The 21,225-nt window shown below is 65.0% G+C and carries 24 protein-coding genes; 16 read left to right on the top strand and 8 right to left on the bottom strand.

Translation table 11 applies throughout. From position 1 onward, the window contains the following. Positions 1 to 39 precede the first annotated feature (39 nt). The gene (locus AC0L3B_RS21190) at positions 40 to 1,707 is read left to right on the top strand and encodes a SulP family inorganic anion transporter (protein WP_473380983.1); all 1,668 of its coding nucleotides are present in this window, start codon (positions 40 to 42) and stop codon (positions 1,705 to 1,707) included. Positions 1,708 to 1,713: 6 nt separating this feature from the next. Here AC0L3B_RS21190 and AC0L3B_RS21185 read toward each other — a convergent pair whose 3' ends face one another. Together AC0L3B_RS21185 and AC0L3B_RS21180 are read right to left on the bottom strand one after the other, a co-directional pair. Beyond that, positions 1,714 to 2,076, bottom strand: coding sequence for a hypothetical protein (locus AC0L3B_RS21185; RefSeq protein ID WP_026232706.1), 363 nt, complete (start codon positions 2,074 to 2,076; stop codon positions 1,714 to 1,716). A 50-nt stretch (positions 2,077 to 2,126) separates the two neighbouring features. Then, positions 2,127 to 3,551 carry an FAD-binding oxidoreductase gene (locus AC0L3B_RS21180; protein ID WP_085350292.1) on the bottom strand — a complete coding sequence of 475 codons (1,425 nt, stop codon included), beginning with the start codon at positions 3,549 to 3,551 and terminating at the stop codon, positions 2,127 to 2,129. Between the two features lie 87 nt (positions 3,552 to 3,638). Between AC0L3B_RS21180 and AC0L3B_RS21175 the strand changes: the two genes are divergently transcribed. Beyond that, entirely contained in the window at positions 3,639 to 4,145 is a 507-nt protein-coding gene (locus tag AC0L3B_RS21175) for a thioesterase family protein (protein ID WP_018454287.1), read from the top strand. A gap of 5 nt (positions 4,146 to 4,150) precedes the next feature. Here AC0L3B_RS21175 and AC0L3B_RS21170 read toward each other — a convergent pair whose 3' ends face one another. Beyond that, on the bottom strand, positions 4,151 to 4,324 hold the full coding sequence (locus AC0L3B_RS21170) for a DUF1328 domain-containing protein (protein ID WP_007600914.1): 174 nt from the start codon (positions 4,322 to 4,324) through the stop codon (positions 4,151 to 4,153). A 241-nt stretch (positions 4,325 to 4,565) separates the two neighbouring features. Between AC0L3B_RS21170 and AC0L3B_RS21165 the strand changes: the two genes are divergently transcribed. The 9 genes from AC0L3B_RS21165 (at position 4,566) to AC0L3B_RS21125 (ending at position 12,869) form a co-directional block, all read left to right on the top strand. Then, a complete protein-coding gene (locus AC0L3B_RS21165) occupies positions 4,566 to 7,205 on the top strand; it encodes an ATP-dependent helicase (RefSeq protein ID WP_473380982.1) in 2,640 nt (879 codons plus the stop codon). Between the two features lie 7 nt (positions 7,206 to 7,212). After that, positions 7,213 to 7,503 carry a type II toxin-antitoxin system HicB family antitoxin gene (locus AC0L3B_RS21160; protein ID WP_018454285.1) on the top strand — a complete coding sequence of 97 codons (291 nt, stop codon included), beginning with the start codon at positions 7,213 to 7,215 and terminating at the stop codon, positions 7,501 to 7,503. 88 nt (positions 7,504 to 7,591) lie between these two features. Then, positions 7,592 to 8,008, top strand: a complete 417-nt coding sequence (locus AC0L3B_RS21155) for a hypothetical protein (RefSeq protein WP_018454284.1) — start codon at positions 7,592 to 7,594, stop codon at positions 8,006 to 8,008. Then, positions 8,008 to 8,679: an OmpA family protein gene (locus AC0L3B_RS21150; protein WP_018454283.1), complete on the top strand. Its 672-nt coding sequence runs from the start codon at positions 8,008 to 8,010 to the stop codon at positions 8,677 to 8,679. The genes AC0L3B_RS21155 and AC0L3B_RS21150 overlap by 1 nt, the downstream gene beginning before the upstream one ends. Positions 8,680 to 8,833: 154 nt before the next feature. Beyond that, a complete protein-coding gene (locus AC0L3B_RS21145) occupies positions 8,834 to 9,370 on the top strand; it encodes an Mpo1 family 2-hydroxy fatty acid dioxygenase (protein ID WP_018454282.1) in 537 nt (178 codons plus the stop codon). A 29-nt stretch (positions 9,371 to 9,399) separates the two neighbouring features. Beyond that, a complete protein-coding gene (locus AC0L3B_RS21140; RefSeq protein WP_018454281.1) occupies positions 9,400 to 10,431 on the top strand; it encodes an NAD-dependent epimerase/dehydratase family protein in 1,032 nt (343 codons plus the stop codon). A 30-nt stretch (positions 10,432 to 10,461) separates the two neighbouring features. Then, the gene (locus AC0L3B_RS21135) at positions 10,462 to 11,088 is read left to right on the top strand and encodes a methyltransferase family protein (RefSeq protein ID WP_007600907.1); all 627 of its coding nucleotides are present in this window, start codon (positions 10,462 to 10,464) and stop codon (positions 11,086 to 11,088) included. Positions 11,089 to 11,212: 124 nt separating this feature from the next. Beyond that, complete coding sequence (locus AC0L3B_RS21130) at positions 11,213 to 11,422, top strand: hypothetical protein (protein WP_018454280.1); 210 nt, start codon at positions 11,213 to 11,215, stop codon at positions 11,420 to 11,422. 142 nt (positions 11,423 to 11,564) lie between these two features. Then, entirely contained in the window at positions 11,565 to 12,869 is a 1,305-nt protein-coding gene (locus tag AC0L3B_RS21125; RefSeq protein WP_085350295.1) for a PQQ-dependent sugar dehydrogenase, read from the top strand. Between the two features lie 3 nt (positions 12,870 to 12,872). Here the strand turns inward: AC0L3B_RS21125 and AC0L3B_RS21120 are convergent, their stop codons facing one another. Continuing rightward, positions 12,873 to 13,697 (bottom strand): aspartate dehydrogenase, encoded by an 825-nt coding sequence (locus AC0L3B_RS21120; protein WP_085350296.1) that lies wholly within the window; start codon positions 13,695 to 13,697, stop codon positions 12,873 to 12,875. Positions 13,698 to 13,734: 37 nt separating this feature from the next. Next, entirely contained in the window at positions 13,735 to 14,652 is a 918-nt protein-coding gene (locus tag AC0L3B_RS21115) for a LysR family transcriptional regulator (RefSeq protein ID WP_473380981.1), read from the bottom strand. 125 nt (positions 14,653 to 14,777) lie between these two features. On the opposite strand from AC0L3B_RS21115, the gene AC0L3B_RS21110 reads away from it, so the two are divergent. The 4 genes from AC0L3B_RS21110 to AC0L3B_RS21095 all read left to right on the top strand — a co-directional run bounded on the left by AC0L3B_RS21110 (position 14,778) and on the right by AC0L3B_RS21095 (position 17,207). After that, positions 14,778 to 15,851 (top strand): tartrate dehydrogenase, encoded by a 1,074-nt coding sequence (locus tag AC0L3B_RS21110; protein WP_473380980.1) that lies wholly within the window; start codon positions 14,778 to 14,780, stop codon positions 15,849 to 15,851. A gap of 199 nt (positions 15,852 to 16,050) precedes the next feature. Continuing rightward, a complete protein-coding gene (hspD, locus tag AC0L3B_RS21105; protein ID WP_018454275.1) occupies positions 16,051 to 16,506 on the top strand; it encodes a small heat shock protein HspD in 456 nt (151 codons plus the stop codon). 117 nt (positions 16,507 to 16,623) lie between these two features. Next, positions 16,624 to 16,941 carry a hypothetical protein gene (locus AC0L3B_RS21100; protein WP_018454274.1) on the top strand — a complete coding sequence of 106 codons (318 nt, stop codon included), beginning with the start codon at positions 16,624 to 16,626 and terminating at the stop codon, positions 16,939 to 16,941. A gap of 26 nt (positions 16,942 to 16,967) precedes the next feature. Next, positions 16,968 to 17,207: a hypothetical protein gene (locus AC0L3B_RS21095; protein ID WP_018454273.1), complete on the top strand. Its 240-nt coding sequence runs from the start codon at positions 16,968 to 16,970 to the stop codon at positions 17,205 to 17,207. A 336-nt stretch (positions 17,208 to 17,543) separates the two neighbouring features. Here AC0L3B_RS21095 and AC0L3B_RS21090 read toward each other — a convergent pair whose 3' ends face one another. Next, positions 17,544 to 18,476, bottom strand: a complete 933-nt coding sequence (locus tag AC0L3B_RS21090) for a LysM peptidoglycan-binding domain-containing protein (RefSeq protein ID WP_247294832.1) — start codon at positions 18,474 to 18,476, stop codon at positions 17,544 to 17,546. 128 nt (positions 18,477 to 18,604) lie between these two features. Beyond that, positions 18,605 to 19,222: a CGNR zinc finger domain-containing protein gene (locus AC0L3B_RS21085; RefSeq protein WP_085350313.1), complete on the bottom strand. Its 618-nt coding sequence runs from the start codon at positions 19,220 to 19,222 to the stop codon at positions 18,605 to 18,607. Positions 19,223 to 19,346: 124 nt separating this feature from the next. Here AC0L3B_RS21085 and AC0L3B_RS21080 point away from each other — a divergent pair, with 124 nt between their 5' ends. Then, a complete protein-coding gene (locus AC0L3B_RS21080) occupies positions 19,347 to 20,198 on the top strand; it encodes an alpha/beta fold hydrolase (protein WP_473380979.1) in 852 nt (283 codons plus the stop codon). Between the two features lie 22 nt (positions 20,199 to 20,220). On the opposite strand, the gene AC0L3B_RS21075 is transcribed toward AC0L3B_RS21080, so the two are convergent. After that, entirely contained in the window at positions 20,221 to 21,210 is a 990-nt protein-coding gene (locus AC0L3B_RS21075) for a zinc-binding metallopeptidase family protein (protein WP_473380978.1), read from the bottom strand. Between the last annotated feature and the right edge of the window lie 15 nt (positions 21,211 to 21,225).

The following is a 21,225-nucleotide window of genomic DNA, read 5'->3' as shown; positions in this document are numbered from 1 at the left end:
TCTGGTCGGCCAACGGAACACTTCGGGGATTCGCTGCTGATGGCGCAGGACGCTCACACCGCAACATCATGGCCGCTGTTTCGCTCACTCGCGTCCTATTCGCTGCCGGGCGATTTGATGGCCGGCCTGACGCTCGCGGCAATCGCGATCCCAGAGCAGATGGCCACGGCGCGGCTCGGCGGCTTCGCGCCGCAGATCGGCTTCTTCGCCTTCATGGCGGGATCGCTCGGCTTTGCGATGCTCGGCGGAAACCGCTTCCTGTCCTGCGGCGCCGATTCCACGATCACGCCGATCTTCGCCGGCGGGCTGGCGGCGCTGGCCGCCGCCGGCTCGCCTGAGTATCAGGGCCTCGCGATCGCACTGGCACTGATGGTCGGCGCAATGATGCTGGCCGGCGGCGCCTTCCGCCTCGGCGGCATCGCCAATCTCTTGTCCGTGCCCGTCATGGTCGGTTTCCTCGCCGGCATCTCCGTCCACATCATCGTGTCGCAATTGCCGGGCGTGCTGGGTCTGGACTCGCCAAGCGGGCCGACGCTCGATCGCATCGGTGTGCTCGCAAGCGAGCTCGGCCGCAGCAATCCCTTCACGCTGTGCATCGGCTTCGGTGTGCTGGCCGTGGTCTTCGCCGCCGAGAAGATCAGCGCAAAAATTCCGGGCGCGCTGATCGGGCTCGTCGCCGCGACCCTGGCCACGATCGCGCTCGGCCTCGAGAGCAAGGGCGTCAATGTCGTAGGCCTCGTGCCGGGGACGCTGCCGCGGCCGGCCTTCCCCGAGCTTGCACCGGAGCAATGGGTCCGCCTCGTGCCGCTCGCCTTTGTCATCACGGTCGTGGTGATGGTGCAGACCGCGGCGACGACGCGCTCATTCCCGTCCGATCCCGACAAGCCGGCCGATGTCGATCGCGATTTTCTCGGCGCGGGCGTAGGCTGCGTACTGTCGGGCCTGTTCGGCGCGTTTCCGGTCAACGCCAGCCCGCCGCGGACGGGCATTGTCGCCGAGACCGGCGGACAATCGCAGCTCGCGGGTCTCGCCGCCGCTGCGATCGTGCTGGCGCTGCTCGCGTTTGGAACGGGATTGCTGCAGCACGTTCCAGACGCAGCCCTCGGCGGCATCCTGCTGTTCGTCGCGCTGCGCATCATCCGCGTGAAGCAGATCGTCACGATCTATCGCCAATCCCCCAGCGAATTCCTGCTGATCGCCGCCACCGCCGCGCTGATCATCGTGCTGCCGATCCAGCAAGGCGCGTTCCTCGGCATCGTGCTGTCGCTGCTGCACGGCATCTGGAGCACGACGCGCGCGCGGCTGGTCGAGTTCGAGCGCGTGCCGGGCACCACGATCTGGTGGCCGGCACATCCGCACATCGCCGGCGAGCGCATCGCCGGCGTCGCCGTGCTCGGGCTGCAGGCGCCGCTGTCCTTCCTCAACGCGCCCGGCTTTCGCAGCGACGTGATCAAGGTGCTCGGCACGACGCCGCCACAGCTGCTGGTGCTGGAGGCGAGCGGCATGGTCGAGATCGACTTCACCGCCGCGCAGATCCTGCTGGACGTGTTCAGGGCGTGCAGCGAACAGGGCGTCACCGTCGCGCTGGCCCGGCTGGAATCGGTGCGCGCGCAGGACGCGTTCGAGCGGTTTAGATTGTTCGACGCCCTGCCGAGAGAGCGTGTCTTCCACAGCGTCGACGAGGCCGTGCGGAAGTTGGCGCGATAACTGGGCTCACTGCGCCAATGGCGGGTGATCGCGCTGGATCGTTTCGCGGATCCAGCTGGCATGGATCGCGCGAAACAGGATTTGCGCCGTCTTGAGGTCGTTCGCCTTCATGCAGAGATCGACGATGCGACGGACTGCGTCGTCGCGCATCAGTCCATCCGAGATCTTCATCGCGATTTCCATCGCGACTTTCGCCGCGCGCTCGTAGCGCTCGCTGTCGCGCTTGTCGCTGCGCGCGCTACCTGCCGCGCTCGCCGCAGCGGCGTCACAGATCGCACGGATGCGCTCGGCGGCCTCGATGTCGCCGAGCGGCCGCTCGATCGCTTCGTCCCAGACGTCCTGACGCGTCTTGCGCGCGAACCACTGCATTGCCTGCTCCGTGGTGAGGGAGCGAGCATAAACGGCGGCCACGCCGCGCGCTACGCCTCCGGTACGATCTTCCCGGGATTGAAGATGTTCTGCGGATCGAGCGCCTTTTTCAGCGCCCGCATCGCGTCGATCGCCTCGGGGCCGAGCTCCGCCTTGAGGTATTTCTGCTTGCCCTGACCGATGCCGTGCTCGCCGGTGCAGGTGCCGTCCATCGCCTGCGCGCGCTCGACCAGCCGATGCATGAACTCCTCGCCGCGCGCCATCTCGTCGGCATCGTTGGTGTCGCAGACCAGCGAGCAGTGGAAATTGCCGTCGCCGACATGGCCGACGATCGGCGACAACAGGTTGAGGCGCTTGAGATCTTCCTCGGTCTCGCCGACGCATTCGGCAAGCCGCGAGATCGGCACGCAGACGTCGGTCGCGACCACCCCGATGCTGTCGCCGGGCCGCAGCGCTTTCACCGACCAATAGGCGTCGTGCCGCGCCTGCCACAGTTTTGTGCGGTCCTCCGGCTTGGTGGTCCAGGAGAAATCGCCGCCGCCGCAATCCCTGGCGATCTCGCCGAAGGCCTTGGACTGTTCGGCGACCTCGATCTCGCTGCCATGGAATTCCATCAGCAGCAGCGGCGTTTCCGGCAGCGTCAGCTTCGAATAGGCGTTGCAGGCCCGCACCTGCGCGGCGTTGAGCAACTCGATGCGCGCCACGGGAATGCCGGTCTGGATCGCCAGGATCACGGCCTGACACGCCCCGTGCACGGTCTCGAACGACACCGCTCCGGCCGCGATCGTATCGGGGATGCCGCGCAGGCGGATGGTCAGCTCCGAGATGATGCCGAGCGTGCCCTCGGCGCCGACGAACAGATGCGTCAGGTCGTAGCCGGCGGATGATTTCTTCGCACGCGTGCCGGTCGTGATGATCTCGCCGTCGCCGCGGACCACTTTCAGCGCCAGCACACTGTCGCGCATGGTGCCGTAGCGCACCGCATTGGTGCCGGAAGCGCGGGTCGAGGCCATGCCACCGAGGGAAGCGTCCGCGCCGGGGTCGATCGGGAAGAACAGGCCCTGGTCGCGCAGATGCTCGTTGAGCGCCTTGCGGGTCACCCCGGGCTGGATCACGCAATCGAGGTCCTCGGCATGCACCGCGAGCACCTTGTTCATGTCGCGCAGGTCGATGCAGATTCCGCCGGCGGGTGCGTTGACCTGGCCCTCGAGCGAGGTGCCGGTGCCGAAGGCGATGACGGGCACGCCGTTTTTCGCGCAGATCCGCACCACGTCCTGGATGTCGGCAGTCTCCTGCGCCATCACCACGCCGTCCGGCGGCTGGTTCACGATCCATGTGGTGGTATGGCCGTGCTGCTCGCGGACGGCTTGCGAGGTGATGAGGCGGTTGCCGAACCGCGCGGCAAGTTGCTCCAGCGCGCTCGCGAGGGCTTTCGGCGCCGGCCGCGGCGGATTATTGGTGATGGTCGTACCCACGGACGTTCCTCCCGACGAGACGAACCGTGGCAAAGGACATCTCACCGGTCAAGTCAAGCGACCGGACGCATAGCTGGGGAAGGACACATGCCGGAGACTGCTGCCACAACGATCGAGGGCGTGCCGTTCCGCTCGTCAATCATGCAGATCGAGCCGCAATGGATCGACTACAACGGCCACCTCAACATGGCCTATTACAACGTGATGTTCGACCGCGCGATCGACCAGATGTGGCTGACGCTCGGGATCGGACCGGGCTACATGAAAGAGCGCGGCGGCTCGACCTTCACCGCCGAATGCCACGTGCGGTATTTGCGCGAAATCCACCTCGACGATCCCGTGCAGGTCTCGGTCTGGCTGCTGGAAGCCGACGACAAGCGGCTGCACACCTTCCAGGAGCTGCGGCACGCGACCGAAGGATGGCTGTCCGCCACATCGGAAAACATGTCGCTTCACATCGACATGGGCTCACGAAAGGTGGCGGCTTTTCCCCCAGACATCCGTGAGCGCATCGCAGCGGTGGTCAAGGCCCACAGCGCCGTCCCGCGGCCCGAGGGCATCGGCCGGAACGTGGCGATGCCCTCGAAGCGGTAAGCGCGCTAAACCCTGTTACGACCCCGTGCCAGTCCGACAACGGCCGAGACCAGGAACAACACGACTGCGATGAAGAAGATGATCTTGGCGATTTCGATCGACGCGCCGGCGAGGCCGCCAAAGCCCAGGATACCGGCGATCAGGGCGATAACCAGAAACGTAACTACCCAGCTAAGCATGATCCGAACCTCTGTTTCGATGTCTGTCTGCGATCGGCGCGGCTGACGCGCCTCACTTGCAGAACCAATCGCCAACTCGGAACAATGGTTCCGGGCCGCTGAAGCCGGAAATTCGCCTGACCGACAGGAACAAATTGGCTTTCGGCGCACGTGGAAAACCCCTGTCCGCGGCCCCATATAGGGACCAATCCCTGTTAAGAAGGCTCCCCTTTCACCACCCCGCGGTGCCAACGTGGGGCAAATGATTCGCATGACCGAGCCGAGCAAGATCACGTCCCAGAGCGTCCCCGACCACCAGCCCGCAGCCGGCGGCATCGCCGCGCGTGCGCGCGCCTCGGTAGGCCCGCAATACCTGTCCGGGCTCAATCCGGAGCAGCGCGAGGCTGTGGAGACGCTGGACGGGCCGGTTCTGGTGCTGGCCGGCGCCGGCACCGGCAAGACCCGCGTGCTGACCACGCGCATCGCCCACATCCTGAGCCAGGGCCGCGCCCGCCCATCCGAAATCCTGTCGGTGACCTTCACCAACAAGGCCGCGCGCGAAATGAAGCACCGGCTCGGCCAGATGCTCGGCCATGCCGTCGAAGGCATGCCGTGGCTCGGCACCTTCCACTCCATCGGCGGGCGCATCCTGCGCACTCACGCCGAGCTGGCGCAGCTCAAGTCGAACTTCACCGTGCTCGACGTCGACGATCAGGTCCGACTGCTCAAGCAGCTTCTGCAAGCCGACAATATCGACGACAAGCGCTGGCCGGCGCGCATGCTGGCCGGGCTGATCGACGGCTGGAAGAACCGCGGCCTGACGCCGTCGCAGGTGCCGTCGGGCGAGGCCGCCGTGTTCGCCAACGGCAAGGGCGGCAAGCTCTATGCGAGCTACCAGGAGCGGCTGAAGATCCTGAACGCCGCCGATTTCGGCGATCTGCTGCTCGAGGACATCCGCATCTTCCGCGAGCACCCGGATATCCTGCGGCAGTACCAGCAGCGCTTCAAATTCATCCTGGTCGATGAGTATCAAGACACCAACGTCGCTCAATATCTGTGGCTGCGGCTGCTGTCCCAAGCGCCGACTTCTTTTGCCTCTCCCCGCGTGCGGGGAGAGGTCGGATCGCCCGGCAGCGCAATTGCGCGCCCGAGCGATCCGGGTGAGGGGGACTCTCAGCAAGCTGAGCTCGTGGAGGCAGCCCCTCATCCCGACCTTCTCAGCGCGAGCGAAGCTCGTCGCGACCCCGCAAGCGGGGAGAAGGAGCAGACGCGCCACGTCAAAAACATCTGCTGCGTCGGCGACGACGACCAGTCGATCTATGGCTGGCGCGGCGCGGAGGTCGACAACATCCTGCGCTTCGACCATGATTTCCCCGGCGCCAAGGTCATCCGCCTCGAGCGCAACTACCGCTCGACGGGCCACATCCTCGCCGCCGCCTCGCACCTGATCGCCCACAACGAGGGCCGGCTCGGCAAGACGCTGCGCACCGAGGACCAGGACGGCGAGAAGGTCACGGTAACGGGCTCTTGGGATTCGGAAGAGGAAGCCCGCGGCATCGGCGAGGAGATCGAGCAGATCCAGCGCAAGGGCGACAAGCTCAACGAGATCGCGATTCTGGTGCGCGCCTCCTACCAGATGCGCGAGTTCGAGGACCGCTTCGTCACGCTCGGCCTGCCCTATCGCGTCATCGGCGGCCCGCGCTTCTACGAGCGCGCCGAGATCCGCGATGCGCTGGCTTATCTCCGCGTCATCAATTCACCGGCCGACGATCTCGCCTTCGAGCGCATCGTCAACACGCCCAAGCGCGGCCTGGGCGATGCCACCGTGCAGATGCTGCACGATCACGCCCGCAAGCGCCGCATCCCGCTGTTCGAGGCGGCGCGCGCGGTGGTCGAGACCGATGAGCTGAAGCCGAAGGCGCGCGGCTCCTTGCGCGACGTCGTCGCCCAGTTCGACCGCTGGCGCGCCCAGCGCGAGGTCACCTCGCACACCGAGCTCGCCGAGATCGTGCTCGACGAGAGCGGCTACACCGAGATGTGGCAGAAGGACCGTTCGGCGGACGCCGCGGGTCGGCTCGAAAACCTCAAGGAGCTGGTGCGCTCGATGGAGGAGTTCGAGAACCTGCAAGGGTTTTTGGAGCACATCTCACTGGTGATGGACCGCGACAGCGGCGCCGACGAGGACGCGGTGTCGCTGATGACGCTGCATTCGGCCAAGGGGCTGGAATTCGACAACGTGTTCCTGCCCGGCTGGGAGGAAGGCCTGTTTCCGAGCCAGCGCACGTTGGACGAACAGGGCCGCGCCGGCCTCGAGGAAGAGCGCCGGCTCGGTCATGTCGGCCTGACCCGGGCCCGCCGCCGCGCCAAAATCTATTTTGCCACCAACCGCCGGATCCATGGCACCTGGTCGACCACGATCCCCTCGCGCTTTCTCGACGAACTGCCCGCGGCCAATGTCGAGATCACGGAATCCAAGGGCGGCTCGGCCTGGGGCGGCACCGGCGGCTACGGCGCCTCCCGCTTCGACGACATGGAAGCGTTCGGCTCCACCTATTCGACCCCGGGCTGGCAGCGCGCCCAGGCCAATCGCAATCGCGGCGGCGGTGGCGGCGGCAATGGCGGCCGCGGCAGTTTCGAGGAACAGGCCTCGTCGTTTTCGTCCCAGTCGTCCTCGCCCGATTTCGGCAGCTTCTCCTCGCGCCGCCGCGGGCCGCTGACGATCGAGGGCGAGCTGGTGGCCAAATCCACCGGCACGACCTCGGAATTCTCCCTCTCCGACCGCGTCTTCCACCAGAAATTCGGCTATGGCCGCGTCACCAAGATCGACGGCAACAAGCTCACCATCGCCTTCGACAAGGCGGGGGAGAAGAAGGTCGTGGACAGTTTTGTGCAGCGGGCGTGAGGCCTGCATGCCGCACTACATCGCCATCATCGAGGATGCCGGCCCGGACGAAGCCGTCGGCGTGTGGTTTCCCGACCTGCCCGGCTGCATTTCCGGCGGCGACGACGTCGATGAGGCCCTGGAGAATGCGCCCGAGGCACTCGCGTTCTATGCACAGGAACTGACCGCGGACGGCCGCCAGCTTCCCCCGCCGCGGACATTGGACGAGCTCAAGGCCGACCCTGATGTCGCCGACGAACTCGGGAAGCACACGGTCGCCCTGATCGAATGGCCACCCCTCACTGAGGCCACGGAGTGAGGACTGTTCGCCGCACTGGTCGGACTCTCGACAGTTCAGGTCCGAACAGCCCTTGACCACCGTGAACTTCCCCGTATCAGATGCGACCATGGTCCGGGGCTCCATCACACTGATCTTGCTGGCATTGGGTATGCCGTCGCTTGCGGCGGCGGAGACCATGAGCTTTGGCGATGCGATCGGGCTGCTGGCGAAAAGTTGCGGCGCGGAAATCGTCGCCAATTGCCGCGGCGTCAACCCGGATTCGACCCGCCTGAAGGAGTGCCTCTCGCGCAACCGCGACGTGCTCTCGCAGCAGTGCCAGAGCGATTATCTCGGTGCCTTCGACGCCATCCAGAAGCGCGTCGCAGCCCGTGTCACCGTGGCGAACGTCTGCCAGCGCGAGATCGTCAAGGTCTGCGGCGGCTCGACCAAGGAGACCAGCAAGGCGGTCCCCTGCCTGGTCTCGACGCCCAAGGGCATCAGCAACAATTGCCTGAAGGCCGTTGACGACGCGGGGTATCGGTGATGCCAGCGACGAGGCTTTCCACCGCCGGAATATGCATCGCGCTCGGCCTCGCTTTGCTCGCGGGCACAGCGGAAGCGCAGACGGCGCCGCCAACCCGCGACGACATCGTCGGCAAGCTCAACCATTTCGAACAAGCCGCCGAGATCGATCTCCCCGCGCTGAAGCTGCAGGTGATGGAGCGGGCCAAGGCCAGGATCAAGAACGATCCCGGTCCGGTGAACCGGCCGCTGATCGCGCCTGATCTGGTCAATCTGCCGACCTTCACTGCGCAGATCCAGTTCGACGCCGACACGCCGATCATCCAGCCGGCGTCCTACCAGACCGTCGGCCGCCTCGCCGATGCGCTGGTCCATGCCTCGCTGCTGCCCTACACGTTCCTGATCGTCGGCCATGTCGAATCCAACGCGAAGACGCGCGAGGCCAATGCGATCCTGAGCCAGCGCCGGGCGGACGCGATACGCGACGTGCTGGTGAACACGTTCAAGATCTCGACCAAGCGGCTGCATCCGATCGGCCTCGGCGAGGAGCAGTTTCTCGACCGGGCCAGGCCGACCTCAGCCGCCAACGCCCAGTTGCAAATCCTGACCTACGCCAAGGTACCGGAGGAAGCGCCTGCGCATCCCGCTGCGACACCTGCGCCTGCGGCGAAAAAGCCCGCCAAGAAGCGCTGAGCGGACGCGCCACGGCGTCTGACGCAACCCTTTGAAGTCACGTTTCTTTTGTGACCTGTCTCACAGCGCAACAGCGCGGTTTCGCGCGACAATTACGCCGGTTTGTGCACCGCCCTATCAGGTGCTATAGGCTTTTTTCGCCCTGCCCGACCCCATGCTGCACGAGACCGAGATGGCCAGTTATTTTCAACGTCAGCTGGCCGACTACGTCGAATATCATCGCGATCCCTGGAACTGCGCGATGCACGTGGTCGGCATCCTCCTGCTCTTCACCGGCGCCGTGCTGCCGCTGACGCTGGTCCATTTCCCGGTGTTCGGGATCGAGGTCAGCCTGGCCATGGTTCTTGCCCTGCCGGTGCTGGCCTACTGGCTGATGCTGGACGCCGGGATCGGGCTCGGCATCCTCGCCTCGATGATCGTGCTGCTTTCGGTCGCAACCGCGATTGGCAATCAGGTCTCGATCGTCATGATGTGGTCGATTTTTGTGGTGCTGATCGGGCTCGGCGTCGCGTCGCAAATCGTCGGTCACAAGGTTTTCGAGGAGCGGCAGCCGTCGATGGTCGACCACCCCACGCATTTTCTGCTTGGACCGATGTTTGTCATGGCAAAATTATTCATTGCATTGGGCTTCCGTCGCGACCTTGCCGCGATTCTGGCGCCTGCTCCGACCAATTCCCTTTCAACCCGATAGTTCTAGACGCGAAACAGCAAACCTACTGCATGGCTCTCGTACTGGTTACCGGTGGCAGCGGCTTCATCGGACATCATCTTGTAGAAGCGCTCCGCGCCCGTGGGCAGCGGGTGCGTGTTCTCGACGTCCGTGCGCCTGCCGCGCCGTATGCCGACGTTGAATATGCCCAAGGCTCGGTGCTCGACGGTGCCGCGGTCGATGCCGCGATTGCTGGGGTCGATCAGGTCTATCACCTCGCGGGCCTGCCCGGCATGTGGGTCGCCGACAAGCAGGCCTTTCACGACGTCAATTGCCGCGGCACCGAGATCGTGCTCGCGGCCGCGATGAAGCGCGGGGTCTCGCGCTTTCTGCACTGCTCGACGGAATCGATCCTATTCCCCTATTCCGACCTCAACGGTGTTCCCGCCGAAGAGGCGCTGCAGCCGGCCGATGCGATGCCGGGCGCCTACACGCGGTCGAAATCGCTGGCCGAGCATTGCGCCGCGAAGGCCGCAGCTGAAGGTTTTCCGCTGGTGATCGGCACCCCGACCATGCCGATCGGTGCTGCCGACCACAATCTGACGCCGCCGACTGCGATGCTGTGGTACTTCCTGCAGAAGAAAGTGCAGCCGCATCTCGACTTCCCGGTCAATCTCGTCGACGTTCGCGACGTTGCCATGGGCCTCGTGCTGACCATGGAACGCGGGCGTAACGGCCAGCGCTACATCCTCGGCGGCGACTGCGTCAGGCTCGGCCAGATTCTGCGGATGATGTCCGCGATGAGCGGCCGCCGGCAATTCCCGGTCGTCGTTCCCGGCAAGATGGCCGAGCTGTCCGGCATCATGCTCGAATATCTCTCTGACCGCATCACGCGCAGGCCGCCCAACGGCACCGCCGAGGGCGTGCGCATTGCGCTCGCCGCGAGCGACCTCTCGATCAGCAAGGCGCGCACCGAACTCGGCTACGCGCCGCGCCCGATCGAGCCGGTCCTGCGCGAAACCATCACCCATCTTCTCGCCCGCGGCGGCGCGCTTGCCTCCGGCGCCATCGAGCATCACGCGCTCTCCTCGCGCGCCAGCTGAGCTGCCGCCCAACCCAAAGAACCTTTCCGCATGTCCTTCGATTTCAGCAAGCTTCTCTCTGTCGCCTGGGGTGGTTGGACCACGACTTGGCCGACGCAACTGCTCGCCCTGATCTGGCTCGCCTGGCTCGCAAGCTGGGTCGGCGCCTCGTTCTGGCAGGGCCGCACCCAGAAGCAGGTAATGACGCTGGAGTCCGGCCGCTATCGCATCCCGATCCTGGTCGGCGGCATCCTGTTCACGCCATGGACCGCGGAAGTGCTCGGCGAGAAGCCGCTCTGGGTGTTCAGCAATACAGCTGTCTACGTGGTGGCGCTGATCGTGCTGGCCGGCATCTCCTTCACCTGGTGGGGACGGCTGCATCTCGGACAATTCTGGTCCAACACCATCACCCACAAGCAAGACCACCGCGTCATCGACACCGGCCCGTACGGCATCGTACGCCATCCGATCTACACCGGCCTGATCCTCGGCATGCTGGTGACCGGCATCGCGGTCGGCACGGTGACCGCGATGCTCGGCGCGATCCTGATCTCGCTCGGCATGTGGCAGAAGGGCCGGATGGAAGAAGTGTTCCTGTCCAAGGAGCTCGGCGAAGACGCCTACGGCGCCTATTGCCGCCGCGTGCCGATGATCATCCCGTTCCTGTCGCCGCGCTGAGAGCGGCGGACGCGCCCCACATTCGCTGTCGTCCCGGCCTTCGCCGGACGACAGCGAGAGGAACTGCCTTCCCTCCAGGCCGTTAGCCTCTCGATACCTGCCACTGACCGCAGAGCATCGAGCCATGTCCGACGCCTACGATTATTTTCGCGAGCACGCGATCGCCGCCGTCCGCAAGGCGCGGGCGCTGCCGCCGGGGCGGCCGAAGCAGAAGCAGCGCACCGTGGCGCGTGTCTATCATCTCCTGTCCAGGGAGGCCGCGCTCGCGCCGAACATCCATCATCTGGATGATTTTCGCGCGGCGCGCCGGGCAGAGCGGCAGATCGGCCACTGATCTCCGGGCCCCGCTTGCCGGCATTCGTCCCATGCAAATTCGAACGGCTGCCATTCCACGGGAATAGAGCCCCGCGGCCCATCGCACAGGTTGACGTCTGCCCCGCCAGCCCGTTGGATGCGCCCGCAAACAGGGGCTTCTCATGACGTTTTCCAGCATCTTTGCGCAGTTCGTTGCGCTTCTCGGCGGCATCGCGCTGCAATGGCGGAAGCTGTCAGGCACCGTGCCTGCGCCGGCCTGGGGCCAGTCGCCCGCGATTCCCGAAGCAAAACCGCAAGGCGCCATTCCGACACTGAAGATGCCGACGGCGCGGGGCTGGAGCGAAGGACAGAAGCCGACGGTCGCACCCGGGCTCAAGGTCAATGCGTTCGCGACCGGCCTCGACCATCCGCGCTGGATCGAGGTGCTGCCCAATGGCGACGTGCTGATCGCGGAGGCGACGCAGATCGCGGGGGCGCCGCGGTCCGTGTTTCACTACGCAATGCAAGCGACGATGCGGCGCGCCGCCGCGCTCGGCGTCAGCGCCAACCGCATCACGCTGCTGCGCGACAAGGATGGCGACGGCGTCGCGGAGTATCGCGGCGCGTTCATGGAAAACCTCAGCCAGCCGTTCGGCATGGCGCTGGTCGGCGACACCTTCTATGTCGGCAACACCGACGGCGTGATGGCCTTCCCGTACGTGGCGAATGCCGATCGCATCACCGCGCCGGGCAAGCGCCTCACCACTTTCAAGCCGAGCGGCCACTGGACCCGCAGCCTGCTCGCAAGCCCCGACGGCAAGAAACTCTATGCCGGCGTCGGCTCGCTCAGCAACATCGGCGAGATGGGCATGGAGGTCGAGGAAGGCCGCGCCGCGGTCTACGAGGTCGACCTCGTCGCCGGTACGCACCGCATCTTCGCCGCCGGCCTGCGCAACCCGGTTGGTCTCGCCTGGGAGCCGAGCACCAACGTGCTCTGGACCGTCGTCAACGAGCGCGACGGCCTCGGCGACGAAACGCCGCCGGACTACCTGACCTCGGTGCGCGATGGCGGTTTCTACGGCTGGCCCTATTGCTACTGGGGCAAGACGGTGGATGACCGCGTGCCGCAGGATCCGGCGATGGTCGCCAAGGCACTCACGCCTGACTACGCGCTCGGCGGTCACACCGCCTCGCTCGGCCTGTGCTGGATGCCCGCGGGCACGCTGCCGGGCTTCCCCGACGGCATGGCGATCGGCCAGCACGGCTCGTGGAATCGCAGCACGCTGTCCGGCTACAAGCTGGTGTTCATCCCGTTCGAGAACGGAAAGCCTTCGGGTCCAGCACGCGACATCCTGTCCGGCTTCCTCGCGCCGGACGAGAAAGAATCCTACGGCCGTCCGGTCGGCGTCGTGATCGGTCCCGACAAGAAATCGCTGCTGATGGCCGACGACGTCGGCAACGTGATCTGGCGCGTGACGGGCGCTTGAAGGTTATGTTCCAACGCTAAGCGTGGCGCGCTGCTTGCGGAGCAGCGCGATCACCGACAGTGCCGTGATCAACCCGGTCTTGGGATTCTCGGAGGGGACGTTCTCGATTGACATCGAGAAGCGCGCGGAATCCGACTCGACCTCGATGCGATGAACATTGCGCGTCACGGTCGGGTCGGCCCAGATTTGCACCTGGGTGCGATCCGGCCCGACGCCCGCGAGCGACAGCGCGACCGCGACGTTGAGATTGGCCGGAAAGCCTTTCGCTGCCTCTCGCGCGGTCCCCTCGAACAGCTTGAGCGGCTCGCGCAGATTGTCGATATCGATGTTGTTCTGGACGATGAACGGCGCGCCCTTCAAGCCGTCGATCGGCTTGCGCGTCACCATCTTCACCGAGTGAATTGTGCCGATCGCGGCGGCGTTGACGGCGTCGAGCCCGATCAGCGCGCCGGTCGGCACGAGGATGCGGCCGCCATTGGCCCGGGCGAGATCGACGAGATCAAAATTGTCGAGCAGCCCACCGACGCTGACAACGACCGCGGCCCTGCCGCGTTTCACCGCGGGCTCGACGATCGCGCGGAGTTGGCTGCTCGGCGCGCACTCCACCACGATATCGGCGGCGTCGCCGAGCTGGTCGAGCGGCAGTAGGGATGGCGGACGACGCAGGCTGCCGAGCAATTTCTGATGCTTTGCAGGATCGCGCACCGCCACGGCGGAGAGCGTCAATCCCTCGATGCCCTGATCGAGCGCGGTCGCGATCTTGGTGCCGATCGAGCCGAGCCCCGCGACGGCAACCCGCAATTCGTTCGAAGCTGTCCGTTCAGCCATCGCATCACCCCTCTCGCCAAGTCGATGTCATAGCGCCTCAGGCGTCGCGCGCATAGCTGCGCAGGCGCGTCTCGAGCACGGAGAGCATTGCGTCGCGGGCGGGGTCGCGCGAGCCGCGCAGCCATGCGGCAGCGAGCGGCAGCCGGCCGACGGGCCCGATCTGCTTTGGCCGCAGCGGCACGAAGCGCACGCCTGACACCGCCATCCGCATGGTCCAGCGCGGCACGATCGCGACCCCGAGCCTGGTTGCGACGAGATTGATGATGGTCTGCTTCTCGTCGGCGACCTGCACGACGCGCGGCGTGAGGCCTGCCTGCTCGAATAGTCTTATCGTGAGGTCGTGGCTGTGCGGCCGCGAGCGACGATCCGGCACCAGCATCGCCTCCTCGGCGATCTCCGCCAGCGTGATCGACTTGCGTTTGGCCAGCGCGTGGCGCTGCGGGAAGGCCACGATGGCTGTTTCCTGCAGCAGATCGCGGAATTCGAGCCGCTTGTCCCGCTGAGCCGGTGGACGCACGAAGGCAAGATCGAGCGCGCCGGTCAGGATCTTTGGCAGCAGCCGGACGGTCTTCTCTTCCAGGAGCTGCACTGCGATATCGGGATGCTTTGCGCGAAAATCGCGCAGCAGCGCCGGTAACAGCCCCGCCGCGGCACTGTCGATGGCGCCGACCCGGAGTTTTCGAGCAGCCCGCGCGCGCGCGCGATTGCGCAGGTTGGTCTCGACCGCCTCGACGCGGGCGAGGATGGCACGGGCATCACGCAGCAGGGTCGCGCCATCTTCCGTCAGCGACACCGCACGCGTCGTCCGTGCGAACAGCCGCGTGTCCAGATCCTGCTCCAGCAGCTTGATCTGGCGGCCCAGCGCGGAGGGCAGCATCTGGAGATGCTGCGCCGCGTGGCCGAAATGCAACTGCTCGGCCGCCGCCACGAAGCATCGCAACTGATGCAATTCCATCCACCGGTCCTCTGATCCTGTGACGGGATTATATCATTTTTTTGTATAAACCAGCGCGGATTGAGTCCCGGCCCCTAGGTTCGCTAGCGTTACGCAACCCCACCGACATCTGGACGGAGCCCTTCATGCGCACCCATTCGATTGCAGCGATCCCCGCGGACGGCATCGGCCCCGAGGTCATCTCCGCCGGCGTCCGCGTGCTGGAGGCGCTGGCCAACCGCAGCGGTGACCTCGCCTTCAACATCAAAACCTTCGACTGGGGTTCGCACTATTACAAGAAGCACGGCGTGATGATGCCGGCCGACGGTCTCGCGGAGCTCAAGAAATTCGACGCGATCTATTTCGGCGCGGTCGGTGCGCCCGACGTGCCCGATCACATCACGCTGTGGGGCCTGCGGCTGCCGATCTGCCAGGGCTTTGACCAATACGCCAATGTGCGGCCGACCAAGATCTTGCCGGGCGTCGCCTCGCCGCTGCGCAATGTCGGCGTCGGCGACCTCGACTGGGTGATCGTGCGCGAGAATTCCGAGGGCGAATATGCCGGCATGGGCGGCCGCGCCCACAGGGGTCTCCCCGAAGAGGTTGGCACCGAGGTCGCGGTGTTCACCCGCGTCGGCGTGACGCGGATCATGCGCTATGCATTCGAGCTCGCCCGGTCGCGCCCGCGCAAGTTCCTGACCGTGGTGACCAAGTCGAACGCGCAGCGCCATGGCATGGTGATGTGGGACGAGATCGCAGCCGAAGTCGCGGCCGAATTCCCCGATGTGACCTGGGACAAGATGCTGGTCGACGCCATGACGGTGCGCATGACGCTGCATCCGAAGAGCCTCGACACCATTGTCGCGACCAATTTGCACGCCGACATCCTCTCCGACCTCGCCGGGGCGCTGGCGGGCAGCCTCGGCGTCGCGCCAACCGCCAATATCGACCCGCAGCGCCGCTTCCCCTCGATGTTCGAGCCGATCCACGGCTCGGCCTTCGACATCACCGGCAAGGGCATCGCCAATCCGGTCGCGACGTTCTGGACCGGCGCACAGATGCTGGAGCATCTGGGCGAGAAGGACGCGGCGGTGCGGTTGATGGCGGCGGTGGAGCGCGTCTGCGCGGCCGGCGTGCTGACGCCCGATGTCGGCGGCAAGGCGACGACGAAGGACGTGACCGATGCCGTGATCGAAGCGATCCACGGATCGAACGTGTAATCCGAGCTACGTCAGCGGGAGGCGCCAGGGTTTCCGAAAAATTTTGAGCCCCCCTCTTGAAACCAAAACGGGCTTTTTTTATTTTTCCGCTGCCGCCGAGAGGTGGTGTTCCCGACGCCTGTAGGGTCGGGAAGCTGAGACGGGCACCGGTCGTGTCCGGTGTCGTTCGTATCCATTTTGCTCCTTGGAGGATCTGGCTATGCGCACTTACGACTTCTCTCCCTTGTGGCGTTCGACCGTTGGCTTCGACCGCCTTTTCGACCTCGTTGAAACGGCACAGCGTGCCGGCGAGGACAACTATCCTCCCTACAACATCGAACGTCTCGGCGAGGATCGCTACCAGATTTCGCTTGCGATTGCGGGTTTCTCACCCAACGAGGTCGCGGTGACGGCCGAGCAGAATGCGGTGACCGTCGAGGGAAACAAGCCGGACAGAACCGAACGCGAGTATCTCTACCGGGGCATTTCCGCGCGACCGTTCAAGCGGCAGTTTAACCTGGCCGAGTATGTTCAGGTGCACAGCGCCTCGTTCGAGAACGGCTTGCTCAAGATCGAACTGGTCCGAGAAATCCCTGAAGCCATGAAGCCGCGGCGAATTGCCATCAATGCCGCGCCGTCCGGCAACGTGCATCAACTCGAGGGCAAAGCCGCCTGAATTCGGTCTGTCGGAGACCCGGTGATCCCGCCCGATCGTCGGGCGGGATGGGCCATGGCCTTCGATCGCGTACCCGAATGCAAGTCAGAGGTTTTAGAGAAAGGAGGAGGACCTCTCATGCTCGATCATGCCGACAACATCATCGATCTGAACGCGATATTGCACCCTGGCTCCGTCTATGATCATCCCCGCGACGTCATAGCCGATCCAACTTTGTCGATCGGCGAGAAGCGCGCGATCCTCGCGTCCTGGGCTTCGGACGCAGCCAGTGTCGCCTCGAGCCCGACATTGCGGGAGCTGCCCGGCTCGGACAAAGCCGTCACCATAGACGAAATTCTGGAAGCGCTCGCGAGCCTCGACCACCATCCGAAGGGCCCTCCGGGCGGCAAGCCGGTCCGCACGCGATCCGTCGAACGAACCGGCCTCGCAGCCTAGGCAACGACAGCTCAACGGGGATTGCGATGATGCTTGATGAAGAGCTGGCCTTGTTGCGCGGCCACCGCAGCAACATCAGCCGCTATCAGCGGTTGCTCAAGACCGAGCTGACCGAGTTCGAACGGCGGTTCATCGAGAGACGTGTGTCCGAGGAGCGCTCGGCGATCGAGAAGCTCGCCGTCTCCGCCTTTCCGCTCACCTTTCAGGCTCCGAGCCGGGCGATGGGGAACGCCACCACGCGCCTGACGGCAAGCCGGCACGGGTGATCGACATGCCCGAACACCTCCCGACATTCGAAGTGTTCCTGAAGAAGTGCGGTCGAAGGACATGGCGATGGCGTGTCTGCACGACGGAAGGACGCCTGGTCATGCACGGCTTCGAAAATGGCCGACCCGCTGCCAAATATGCGGCTGACAGGGCCTTGTTTATGATGCTTCTCGCCGCGCCCTATCGCCCGGCGGGCCGGGCTTCCGCCACGGCTCGCTCCTCCTTGGCGACACCCGCATCAAGATGGCTGCCGCGGCACAAGATGCGTGAATGACAGGTGCCGCGAGGGATGGTGCCTGCATCAGCCCATCCCGACCATCTCCGATGCTGACTGCTTACCGCCGTCCCGGCGGCGGGTTCGCCATAGCGGCTGTCGGCTCCGGCGGCGTCAGGTGGCGTGGAACGATGATGGACTGGCCGGGGGTGAGCGTCGCGTTCTCCGGCAGCGAGTTGCTCTGCGCCAGCGACCACAGCGGCACGCGATTGGCTGCCGCGATGCTCTCCATGGTGTCGCCGCGGCGCACCGGTAGCCGCACGCCACTGTCCCACAATTCGACCAGCGTATTCGCCGGCACGAGATAACGCAGCGGCACGGCATCCACCTGCGTCTGGGGCGGAATGCGCGGCAACTGCGTGACCATGTCGACGATCTGACGGTGGATGTCGTCGGACTTCTCGATGTTGATGTGGCTGACCCGCGCGTTCTCCTTCAGGTCATAGCTCGCATAGTGACCGCGATAGCCCGGCACCGCGACCACGTTGCCGCCGCCAAGCACGCTGTCGGAGAGGTAGATGTTGATGAAGCGCTCGACATTGAGCGGCACGTCGCCGGTCGCATGCGCGGGATCGATGGTGATGACGAGGCTGATCGGGATGTTCTCCTTGGCCGCCATCTCGGAGATGACGATCGAGCAAAGCCCGCCCATCGAATGCCCCATCAGCACGATCGGCGCCGGCGCTTCCTTGTAGCTGGAGATCGCACGATCGCCGATCCATCGGCAGATGGTGAATTCATAGACGTTGGCCGAAAAGCCGGCCTGCGTCAGCTTCTCTTCGAGCCGGTCCATGCCGGTGGAGAAGAACGGCCCCATGGCGCCACGGAACAGGTAGATCTTCGGCGGCGGCAATGGCTCGAACGGTGGGGGCGGCGGCGCGGCGGGTGCGGCCGCGGCGGGCTTCGTCTTGGCAGGTGAGGCAGCGGTCGTCCCGGTGCTCAAGGCGAGCAGCGCAACGGCTGCCAGCGCGAGAAGTCGCCTCAAATCGATCATCAGTCCAGCAGTCCCACTCCGGGAGGCTGCAGCCTCCCCCAAAGGCGCTTAGTGACGGTCGATTGGGTGGAATTTGGGGCACGGAACCGGGGCTCGATCCGCGCTCATTCCAGCATCTCGCCCCCCAATCACTGCATGCTCTTGAGCCTGCTGCGGTGTGCGGCCTGTTTCGCGCGGTTGCCGCAGACCGCCATGATGCACCATCGCCGCGCGCGTCTGCGCGTGTGGTCGGCGAACAGCATGGTGCAGTTGTGCCCCTCGCACGCCTTGACGTTCGAAAAATCCTCGTCGCAAACGAACTTCGCCATGGCTTCGCCAACCGGCAGCAATAGCGCCTCCGGCGATCGCCAGCGCCGCCTCATTCGCAATGCCAGAGCGCCGCCATCGGCATGGCCCGGCTCGATCCGGCTGAACGCTTCGTCGCGCTCCAGCAGGCTGTTCAACGGATCGAGCTCGCGCAATGCATCCGTCGTGAGCGGTCGGCCTGCATGCTTGCGCACGAAGCCCCTGAACCATTCGCGCAAGGCGCGCGCCTGATCCGCAACCTTGTCCAGCTCCTCCGGCGTGGCGCGCGCCGTCAGCGCGTGCAGATCATCCGCGGGCACCAGCTTCGCCTGCGCCAGCCAGTCGATCAGGCCATGACCATCATCGATCCAGTCGACCGGCGTATCGAGCGGCGTCGCCACCGAGTTGAGGAAGTCGAGGCCGAGAGAGTCGGCGATGAACATGGCGGGCGGGCGGTCCATGAGCGGTCCTTGGCCGGTCGGGAGCATGGACTCGGATAACCTGATAGAACGGCGTTGACAAGTTACGGTAAGGGGACGTAACCTCTTAGTAGGCAATTTAGTGGTTACTAAGATGGAGAATGTCATGGCCGCAATCGCGTACCGGACCGCGGATGTCGAGGGCTTCAAGGTGTTCTATCGCGAGGCCGGTCGTGTCGGAGCGCCAAAACTCCTGCTGCTGCACGGCTTCCCCAGCGCAGGCCACATGTTTCGTGACCTCATCCCGCTGCTGGCGGACAGGTTTCATATCGTGGCGCCCGACCTTCCCGGCTTCGGCCAATCCGACATGCCTTCGCGCAAAAGCTTCCGTTACACGTTCGACAATTTCGCGCGCGTGATCGAACGCTTCACCGAAATGATCGGGTTCGACCGTTTCGCGGTCTACGTTTTCGATTACGGCGCGCCGACTGGTTTCCGGCTTGCGCTCAGTCACCCCGAGCGGGTCACGGCAATCATCTCACAGAACGGCAACGCCTACGAGGAAGGGCTCAGCGACGACTGGACTCCGCTCAAGACCTATTGGCAGGATCCGTCGCCGGCCAATCGCGACGCGCTACGCGCGCTCCTCACGCCGGAAGCGACGCGCTGGCAGTACACGCATGGCGTCCCCGATCCGATGACCGTGTCACCGGACGGCCAGAGCCTCGACAATTTCTACCTTGCGCGCCCGGGCTCGGACGACGTGCAGCTCGACCTGTTCGGCGACTACAAGAGCAACGTCGCGCTCTATCCGGCCTTCCAGGACTATTTCCGCAAGCACACGCCGCCGTTCCTCGCGGTCTGGGGCAAGAACGACCCATTCTTTATTCCGCCCGGCGCCGAAGCGTTCAAGCGCGATAATCCGAACGCCTTGGTGCAGTTCTTTGACACCGGTCATTTCGCGCTGGAGACGCACGCGAAGGAAATCGCGGACAGCATTCGTACCTTCCTGACGTAACGGGGGCTGTCCTCCGCGAAAGTTACGCCGCCAGGCTCTGCTGAGCGCGGAATGCGCTGATCGCCATATGGACGAGATGCAGCTTGCCTTTGACCGCCGGCGATATGTCGAAGGGATATGCATCGCTCATCCCGAGCGAGCGGTTGAGTTCGTTGATGCTGCGAGCAAGCGGCATCCACAGTGCCAGGAGTGCCTCGAAGTCGCTCTCGAGATAGGGATCCGTCAGGGTCTGCCGGGCGCGCTCGTCCAGCGCCAACGGCAAACCTGCCAGCGAGTCGAGCGTCGACACGATATGCAGGAAATGCGCGAACGTTTCCGCCCAATCCTCCCAGGGGTGGGACGTGGCGTACTCGCTGATGAAGCCGCTTCGGTCGTATGAACGATCGGCGCGGCTGTAATAGGAGTTGATCGCGGCCTGATAGTCCTGCGCCTGATCACCGAAGATCAGCTTGAACGGGGCCTGGAATGTCGTGCCGTCGACGAGCAGGTCCCAATAGAAGTGACCGATCTCGTGCCGGAAATGCCCGAGCAGCGTGCGGTACGGCTCCCGGAACGCCACGCGGCGAGATTCTCGTTCGACATCGTCGGCCTCCGCAAGGTTGAGCGTGATCAGGCCCGAGAGATGCCCCGTCACGATCGGACCGACCTCGTCCGAAAGAATGTCGAAAGCCAATTCTGCGCCGTTGCGCGATGCGAGCGGAAGCTTGAGGCGACTGAGATCATAGAGAAGACGGCGCTTGGCTTCCTCCATAAGGCGCCAGAGCATGATGTTTCTGCTGCTGCCGATTTTTGGAATTGTGCGCGTGAGGCGGCACGAGCCGCAATACCAGTCCGCGCCCTCGACACACCAGTTGCAGCCGATGATCTCGCGGTTACGGCAAGATTGATGGGATGTAAGCCTAGTCATCTCGATGCGCGAGGAGTCGAACGCCAGCTCAGTGCTGCAATTCGCGCACGCGATGTGCTCGAACGAGACAGGATGGCGGCATGACGGGCACTGAAAGATCTTCACGTGGACTGGCCCCAG

This window comes from Bradyrhizobium sp. Kon56 (assembly GCF_055807635.1).
This window is presented reverse-complemented; position numbering and strand designations above follow the sequence as displayed.